The 8,331-nt window shown below is 72.0% G+C and carries 8 protein-coding genes; 3 read left to right on the forward strand and 5 right to left on the reverse strand.

Features of this window, described 5'->3' with window-relative positions; genetic code table 11:
- The 3 genes from C1A33_RS15230 to C1A33_RS15240 all read left to right on the forward strand — a co-directional run.
- Window positions 1-1,265 (forward strand): cytochrome P450 (locus C1A33_RS15230; protein ID WP_101832160.1); only part of this gene is annotated, 1,265 nt, incomplete at its 5' end.
- On the forward strand, window positions 1,262-1,693 hold the full coding sequence (locus C1A33_RS15235) for an SCP2 sterol-binding domain-containing protein (protein ID WP_101832161.1): 432 nt from the start codon (window positions 1,262-1,264) through the stop codon (window positions 1,691-1,693). The genes C1A33_RS15230 and C1A33_RS15235, both read left to right, overlap by 4 nt.
- A complete protein-coding gene (locus C1A33_RS15240) occupies window positions 1,690-2,925 on the forward strand; it encodes a cytochrome P450 (protein ID WP_101832162.1) in 1,236 nt (411 codons plus the stop codon). Before C1A33_RS15235 ends, C1A33_RS15240 begins: the two co-directional genes overlap by 4 nt.
- Window positions 2,926-3,024: 99 nt before the next feature.
- Here C1A33_RS15240 and C1A33_RS15245 read toward each other — a convergent pair whose 3' ends face one another.
- The 5 genes from C1A33_RS15245 to C1A33_RS15265 form a co-directional block, all read right to left on the reverse strand.
- Window positions 3,025-3,987, reverse strand: coding sequence for an aromatase/cyclase (locus tag C1A33_RS15245; protein WP_101832163.1), 963 nt, complete (start codon window positions 3,985-3,987; stop codon window positions 3,025-3,027).
- Window positions 3,988-3,989: 2 nt separating this feature from the next.
- Window positions 3,990-4,244: an acyl carrier protein gene (locus C1A33_RS15250; RefSeq protein WP_207770320.1), complete on the reverse strand. Its 255-nt coding sequence runs from the start codon at window positions 4,242-4,244 to the stop codon at window positions 3,990-3,992.
- Window positions 4,245-4,246: 2 nt separating this feature from the next.
- Window positions 4,247-5,464, reverse strand: a complete 1,218-nt coding sequence (locus tag C1A33_RS15255) for a ketosynthase chain-length factor (protein ID WP_101832165.1) — start codon at window positions 5,462-5,464, stop codon at window positions 4,247-4,249.
- Window positions 5,461-6,735 (reverse strand): beta-ketoacyl-[acyl-carrier-protein] synthase family protein, encoded by a 1,275-nt coding sequence (locus tag C1A33_RS15260; protein WP_101832166.1) that lies wholly within the window; start codon window positions 6,733-6,735, stop codon window positions 5,461-5,463. The genes C1A33_RS15255 and C1A33_RS15260 overlap by 4 nt, the downstream gene beginning before the upstream one ends.
- Window positions 6,736-6,985: 250 nt before the next feature.
- Complete coding sequence (locus tag C1A33_RS15265; RefSeq protein ID WP_165818403.1) at window positions 6,986-7,771, reverse strand: AfsR/SARP family transcriptional regulator; 786 nt, start codon at window positions 7,769-7,771, stop codon at window positions 6,986-6,988.
- Window positions 7,772-8,331 lie beyond the last annotated feature (560 nt).

An 8,331-nucleotide genomic window follows, 5' to 3' on the forward strand; every position in this document is an offset into this window, starting at 1 on the left:
CACCGGACCCCACCGCCCCACCGGACCCCACGGCCGTGCACGCGGCCAACGAGGCGTTCGCCGAGATCCTTTTCTCACCCGAGGGCAGGGCCGACCCGTACTCGCGCTACCGCCGGCTGCGCGAGGCCGTCCCCGTCCATCACAGCGCGATGGGGATCTGGGCGCTCACCCGCTTCGACGACGTCAACGACACGCTGCGCAGCAGGCAGGTCGGCAAGGACGTGCGCCGCTTCATGGCCGGGCGGTTCAGCGGCGACTGGGAACAGCACCCGGCGCTGCGCAAGCTGGCCGCCGCCATGCTGTGGGCGGACCCGCCGGAGCACACCCGGCTGCGCCGGATCGTCAACCGGGTGTTCACCACGAAGCGGGTGGAGGAGCACCGGGCCGCCATCCGGCGCCGCACCGAGGAGCTGATCGCCCCGATCGCCGAGGCCGGCGGCGGCGACATCTGCAACGAACTCTGCTTCCCCCTCCCGCTGGGCGTCGTCGCCGGCCTGATCGGGATCCCGCTGGACGAGGCCCCGATCCTGCGCGAGCCGATCCGCGACTTCCAGCGCACCTTCGAGCTGGGCATGACCGCGACCGAGCTGCGCCGGGCCGACGAGGCGGCGGAGTTCCTCGACGGCTACTACGGGGAGCTGGTCCGGCAGAAGACCCGCCAGCCCGGCGACGATCTGCTGTCCGCGCTGATCGGGGTCCGCGACGGCGACGACAAGCTCAGCTTCGACGAGCTCGTCCAGATGTGCCACATGATCGTGGCCGCGGGCAGCGAGACGACGACGTACTTCCTCACCAACGGCATCCGCCTGTTCGCCGAGCATCCCGACCAGGCCGACCGGGTGCGCGCCGACCCGTCTCTGCTGGACCCGGCGATCGACGAGGTGCTGCGGTACGACCCGCCCGCGCACATGGTCCCCCGCACGACCAGCGAGGCGGTTCGGATCGGCGGCGTCGAGCTGCCCGCCGGCGCGCGGATCATGGCCCTGATCGCGGCCGCCAACCGCGACCCGGCGAAGTTCACCGATCCGGACGCCTTCGACGTCACCCGCCGGCAGGGGCCGTCGATCTCGTTCGGCGCGGGCATCCACGTCTGTCCCGGCTGGCGGCTCGCCCGGCTGCAGGCGGAGGTCGTCTTCCCGGTCGTGCTGCACCGCCTGGACGGCCTGGAGATCGCCGCTCCCCTGCGCCACCGTGCCCGGGTCGCCTTCCCCCAGGTCGAGGAACTGCGGGTGCGCTTTCGCGGCTACCGGACGGAAGCCACATGACCACCGGGACCACCGGGACCACCGGGAGCGCCGGGCCCCGGCTGCGGTTCCTGTCCGGGGAGTACCTGGCCGCGCTGGAGAGCCTGGCCTCGGCCAGCCAGCCGAACATGCCGGCGGTGAACGTGCGGCTGCAGTTCCACGCCACCGACACCCCCGAGGGTCGCGTCGACTACTACCTGCTGATCGAGAAGGGCGTCATCGTCCGGGCGGGGCGCGGCGAGCTGGACCGCGCCGACCTCGCGATCACCGCCACCTACCGGGACCTGGTCGACTTCCAGACCGGCGAGCTGCACGCGGCCACCGCGTTCGTGACCGGGCAGTTCGCCGTCGCCGGGGACAAGGCGAAGCTGCTGGAGCTGATGCTCGTGCTGCAGTCCGGCTCCTACCACCGGTTCACCGCCGACCTCTCCGCCAGGACCATCTGGTGACGGCGGCGGTCCCAGGCCCGACGGCGGTCCCAGCCTCGACGGCGGCCGTCCCGGCCAGCGACCTCGACCTGTTCGCCCGCGAGACCCTCGCCGATCCGTACCCCGCCTACGCGCGGCTGCGGGACGCGGGCCCGGTCGTCTGGCTGGAACGCCACCGGGTGTGGGCCTTCGCCCGCCACAGCGCCGTGCGATCCGCCCTGCAGGACCACGAGAGGTTCTACTCCTCGGCCGGCACCGGGTACACCGACCTGCGCGGCGGATCGGCCTGGCGCTCGCGCAGCCAGCTGCAGGAGGCCGATCCGCCGGAGCACACCCGCGCCCGGCAGGTGATCGCCTCGGTGTTCTCCTCGTCGGTGGGCCGCGACCTGCGCGGCGCCACCCAGGCGGCGGCGCGGCGGCTGGTCCGCGACGCCCTCGCCCGCGGCGAGGTCGACGGCGTCGGCGCGCTCGCCCAGGCCCTGCCGCTCACGGTGTTCGCCGACGGGCTCGGCGTGCCCCGGGAGGGGCGCGCGGAGTTCCTGCCCGCGTTCGCCGAGACCGCGTTCAACCTCAACGGCCCTCCGGGCGAGCTGTTCGACCAGGCGATGGGCCGGGCCCGGACCGTCATGCCGTGGATCGACGAGCATCTCTACCCGGAGAAGCTCAGCCCGGACGGCTGGGGCGCCCAGATCCACGAACGGGCCCTGGCCGACGGCTTCACCCGCGAGCAGGCGGCCGTCCTGGTCCGCGGCATCCTGGTCGCGGGGATGGACACCACGACCAAGGGCCTCGCCGCACTGCTGATGTACCTGGCCGCGGACCCGGGGCTGTACGCCGCGCTGCGCGACGATCCCCGGCTCATCCGGGTCGCGCTCGACGAGGCGGTCCGGCTCGAAACCCCGATCCAGATGTTCTTCCGCACCGCCTCCCGCGCCGTCGACGTGGACGGCGTCACCGTCGGCGCGGGGGATCGGGTCGTCCTGCTGTTCGGGGCGGCGGGGCGCGACCCACGCCGCTGGGAGGAGCCCGAGCGCTTCGACCTCACCCGCGGGCCGGCGGGCAGCCTCGCTTTCGGCTTCGGCATCCACGCCTGCCTCGGCCGGGTGTTCGCCTACGGCCAGGCCGAGGCCCTGGTGGGCGCCCTGCAGCGGGCGTCCGCGGCGCTCGCGCCGGCCGGCCCCGCGCGGTGGCGACTGAACAACACGCTGCGCGGGCTCGGCGAACTCCCGCTGCGCCTGACCACCACCGCCTGACGACCACGGCCTGACACCAGCACGCTCACGCTGACACCAGCACGCTCACGACGGAGAGCCCGAGGGAGACCATCCCTCGGGCTCTCCTGTGCCGTGCTGTTACGAGCCGGGGCGCGATCCCGCCGGTCCCGCGAGGCCGGGCGTGGCGGTGACGTGCCGGCCGGCGTGCGCGAGGGTGGCGCGGCCGTTGCCGCCGAGCGCCTCACGCAGGTGGCGGCGGGCGTCGGCGAGGGTGGACCGTTCGCCGAGCACGGCGCGGGCGGCGGCGGGATCGATCGCGACCGTGTGCGTCGCCGTCACCTCGACCCCGCCGTCCACCTCGGCGAACCGCCACCGTCCGCTGTGGCCCAGCAGCATGCTCGGTGGGACGAGCTGCTTGTAGGCGATGCTCGCGTTCGGCGAGCAGACCCGGACCGAGCAGGTCGTGTGCGCCGACCCGTCGGCGGTGACGGTGTCCATCTCCATGACCTGGATGCCGGGATCCCCCTCGGTCAGGTCGACGCGGGACACGTGCGGGAGCCGCTCGGGCCACAGGTCGGACCTGTACACGAAGTCGTAGACGTCCGGTAGCCGGCCGTCCAGGACCACGGTGTCGGAGAAGGTGTCGATGATCTCGTCGACCGGTTCACCGAGCTCGGCGACGCGCCCGAGGGCGGTCAGTTCCTCGGTGCTGTTGCGGTCGACGGCGGCCCGGATCGTCTCCCGCGCGCCGGGCTCGCTCACCGAGAACGAGTGGTCCAGCACGACCTCGGTCCTGCGGTCGTCGATCGGGCGCAGCGACCAGCCGCCGCCCATGCCGGCGACCGGCGGATTGCTGCGTTCCTGGCGAAAGGTGACGCGTCGCGCGTCGGGGTCCAGCTCGCGGCGCGATATCCAGCTGTGCACCTCGCCGTTGACCAGCGCCCAGAGCTGGAACCGCTCCTCGCGCGGGCCGCGCTGCAGGTGCTCGACGTGCACGCTCGGACCGAAGATCACCGGCCAGAGCGTCACGTCCGCGATCAGCCGGTAGAGGTCGTCCGCCGGCGCGGCGACCACCCGGCTGTGGGTCATCGTGATGTCCATGGCTACGCGGCGATCCGCTCGTTGATCTCGGCGAGCAGTTCGCCGGCGGTGCGCGCCTGGGCGATCACCTCGTCCGGCACGACGACGCCGCGTTCCAGCTTGAGCCGGGTCGCGGTCTCGATGAGGGCGAGCGAGTCGTACCCAAGGTCCTCGAAGGGAACGTTCGAGATGTCGCCGGCCGGCGCCGCCGCGTCGTCACCGCCGGCGCACTCGACGAGAAGGTCCCGCAGCTCGTCGATGGTCATGGTCCTACTCATGGTCAACTTCCCTTCTCGACGGAACGGATGACGACGGCCGCGTTGAATCCCCAGCGGCCGCGGGCCAGGACGAGCGCGGTGTCCACCCGCGTCTGGCGGGCGGTGCCGAGCACCAGGTCGAGGCCGTACTCGGCCGGTACCGACCGGGTGCCGAAGGTCGGCGGGATGACGCCGTCGCGGATGCTCATCAGCGCGCAGACGACGTCGAGCGTCCCGCCTCCGGAGAAGACACGGCCGGTCAGCGACTTCGGCGCGGTGACCGGGACCCCGCCCGCCCCGAACAGCTCGCGCAGGGCCAGCGCCTCGGACCGGTCCAGCTCCGGCAGGCCGGCCGCGTCGGCGAACACGACGTCCACCTCGGCCGGTGTGATCCCCGCGTCGGCCAGCGCCAGGCTCGCCGCCCGGCCGAGCCCGGGTGGACGGTCGCTGCCCGGGGCGGGATCGAAGGTGGCGGCGTAGCCGGCGAGCTCGCCGTATGCCCGGGCCCCCCGCGCCCGGGCCGACTCGGTGGCCTCCAGGACGAGGATGGCGCTGCCCTCACCGGGCAGGTAGCCGGCCGCGCGGGTGTCGAAGGGCCGGTAGGCGGTGGCCGGGTCCGGGTCAGCGCTCACCCGCCCGCCGGCCGTCTGGGACAGCGCCCCCCACGGGTCGAAGGCCGAGTCGGCCCCGCCGCCCACGACCACCCGGGTGCCCGCCCGGATGGTGCGCCTGGCCTGGCCCAGCGCGTCCAGGCCGCCGGCCTGCTCGGTGACCAGGGCGCACGACGGGCCGCGCATCCCGTGCCGAATGGAGATCTGGCCGGTGTTCACCGCGTAGAACCAGGCGAACGACTCGTAGACGCTGACGTGCTCCGGTCCCCTGGTCCACAGCTTGCGGAACTCCCGGTGGGTGAACTCGAACCCGCCCGACGCGTTCGCGGTGACGACGCTCATGTCGTAGTCGCGCACCGCCGCGGTGTCGAGGCCGGCGTCCTCGATCGCCCACCCGGCGGCGGTGAGCGCGAGGCGGGTGCAGATGTCGGTCTGGGGCAGCAGCCGGCCCGGCAGGTACTGGGCGGCGTCGAAGTCGCGCACCAGGCCGGCGAGCCGGGACGGGTATCCGGTGGTGTCGAACCGGTCGAGTTCGCCGATGCCGCTGCGGCCGGACAGCGTCGCGTCCCAGTACCGCTCGGTGCCGAGGCCGTTCGGCGCGATGATGCCCAGGCCGGTGATGACGGTCATGGCCGCTCCCCCTGTCCACGCGGCCGGGTCAGGACCATCGCGCTCTGGAAGCCACCGAATCCGCTCCCGACGGTCACCACGGTGTCGATCCGGTGCTCGCGGGCCTGTTTGGGCACGTAGTCCAGGTCGCATTCCGGGTCCGCGACCTCGAGGTTCGCCGTCGGCGGCACGGTCTGGTGCTCGATGGCCAGCAGGGACGCGGCGATCTCCACCGAGCCGATCGCGCCGAGCGAATGGCCGACCATGGACTTGATCGAGCTGACGGGCGTCTGGTACGCGTGGTCACCGAGGCTGCGGCGGAACGCCGCGGTCTCGTGCCGGTCGTTCTGCTTGGTGCCGGAACCGTGGGCGTTGACGTAGTCGACGGCGGTGGCGTCGAGCCTGGCCTCGTCGAGGGCGGCCCGGATCGCCTCGGCCATCTCGCGGCCGTCGGCCTTGAGCCCGGTCATGTGGTAGGCGTTGCACCGGTTGGCGAATCCGCCGACCTCCGCGTAGATGCGGGCGCCCCGCCGGCGGGCGGCGTCGAGCTCCTCGAGGAGGAACACGGCCGCGCCCTCGGCGAGCACGAAGCCGTTGCGGGTCGCGTCGAACGGGCGGGAGGCGTGGGCGGGGTCGTCGTTGTAGGTGGTGGTGGCCTTGATGGCGTCGAAGCAGGCGACCACGATCGGGGTGATCGGCGTATCCGACGCGCCGGCGAGCATCACGTCCGCGCTGCCCTCGCGGATCAGCGCGACGGCGTGCCCCACCGAGTCCAGGCCCGACGTGCATCCGTCCGACACCATCGCGACCGGGCCCTCGGCGCCGACGGTCCAGGCGATCTCGGCGGGCATGACGCTCGGGATCATGTAGTCGAACATGTGTGGGGACAGCTGGTCCGGCGACATCACCCAGCGCCGGCCCGAGTCGGACAGCACCAGGTACTCCCGCTCGAGGCTGGTGGCCGCGGCCACCGCGCTGCCCAGGCTCACCCCCATCCGGTGCGGGTCCACCGTCGCGAGGTCGAGCCCGCTGTCGGCGACCGCGTCACGCGCGCACACGACGGCGAACTGGGTGGCCCGGTCCATCCGCCGGATCTCCGCGGGGCGCAGGCCCTCCGCCGCCGCGTCGAAGTCCACCTCGGCCGCGACCTGCGACCGGTAGGGGGAGGGATCGAAGAACGAGATCCGCCGGGTGGCGGTCCGGCCGGCGGACAGCAGCTCCCAGAACGCGTCGCGCCCCCGCGCCCGCGGCGCCCGCACCCCCATTCCCGTGATCACAACCCGGCGGTTCACGGCGTGCCGCCACAGTGGTCGGCGTCAACAACGCGCCGGCCCGCCGCCAGAACTCGCGGACATGGACCGGTAAAGAGCAGCCCAGGCATACCGGACATGACCTCCTCTGCCCCTGGAATACATTGGCGGAGGTACCGGACGGGAATCCGTCCTGTACTTCCTTTCGCCAGGGACGCTAAGGTCGCCCTCTCTATCGCCACTCAATCCGTACTCAGGCCCGGCACCCTTCCGCCGGCACGGGTGACTTCGATCAGCTGCTCACGAGAATCTCACGCTGAAGCCGCTTCGCCTCGGCGGAGGGTTCCAGGCCGAGCTCGTCGTCCAGGATGTCGCGCAGGCGGTGGTAGACGGCGAGCGCCTCGCCGCGGCGGCCGGACCGGTGCAGAGCCTGCATCAGCCGCAGGTAGAAGGATTCGTGCAGATGGTGGGTGGACACCAGGGAGCGGAGCTCACCGACGAGTTCCCGGTGGCGGTTGTTCGCCAGATCCGCCTCGACCCGCAACAGGACGGCCTCCAGGCGCTGCTCCTCCAGATAGACCGAGAGCCCCCGGAGAAAGGGACCCGACACGATGTCCGCCGGCACCGGCCCGCGCCACAGGTCGATCGACTGCCGCAGCAGGTCGGCCGCGGAGGCGGTCCGGCCCTCGGCCAGGGCGTCCTTCCCGCAGCGCATCAGGTGCTGGAACTGGAAGACATCCAGGTTGTCCCGCGGCATCTCGAGGAGATAACCACCCGGCCTGGTCACCACGATCTCCGCGCCCCGCGGCCACTCGAAGCTGCGCTCGAACAGCTTCCGCAGCTGGTACACGTAGGTCTGCACGACCGTCTTGACGGTGCTGGGCGGCCCGTCCGGCCAGAGCTCGTCGATGAGCTGCTCGATGGTCACCAGCGAGTTCGCGTTGACGGCGAGCATCGCCAGCACCTGCCGAACCTTGGCCGCTGTGATTCCGAAGGGGGGCGCGCCGGCCGCCGCCGTCACGACATGACTGATTTCGAGTGGACCCAGGACCTTTATCTGCAGACAGGTTGCGATCATCACAGTCTCCCGTGGATTCCGGGCGTCGCGCCGGGCCTTTCCGGGCACAGATACACCACCCTCGACACAGAGCTCGTGCACGCTCCCGCGCGACCCTTGGACCCCTCGACCCATCCCTCGACGATCATGGCTCAGTTCAACATGCAAATAATCAGAATCCGGCAGTCGCCAGCACTCCGATAGCCGTCCGTCAATCGGCGTACGCGGAAAGTCTAACACGAACCCCACGATTTGATTCAACCGTGACTGAGCCCACTGTCAGAACTCCGACAGAAGCCAATGACAAGATAGCGGCCGCGGATCGCCACCGACCGACCGAAGAACGCGCGTCTTCGCAGGTCGTGGCGGGCCACAGGCCAGCCGCGCATACTTCGAGCCGGCCGGTAAATCGACGGCCGACATGGCCGAGATGGCCACCAGGAAATTGCGACGTCAATTATCCGCGAGGTCAGGGCGGGCCGCCGCCTCGCCATTCCACCGCCGAGGCCGCGGGCGACGCCGCGGGGAAGGAGGCGCCGGCCGGAAGGAGACACGGCGGGAGCGCCGTGGCTCCTTCCGGC

Origin of the sequence: Frankia canadensis, from assembly GCF_900197875.1 — a bacterium.
In the GTDB taxonomy this organism is placed as follows: Bacteria; Actinomycetota; Actinomycetes; order Frankiales; family Frankiaceae; genus Frankia; species Frankia canadensis.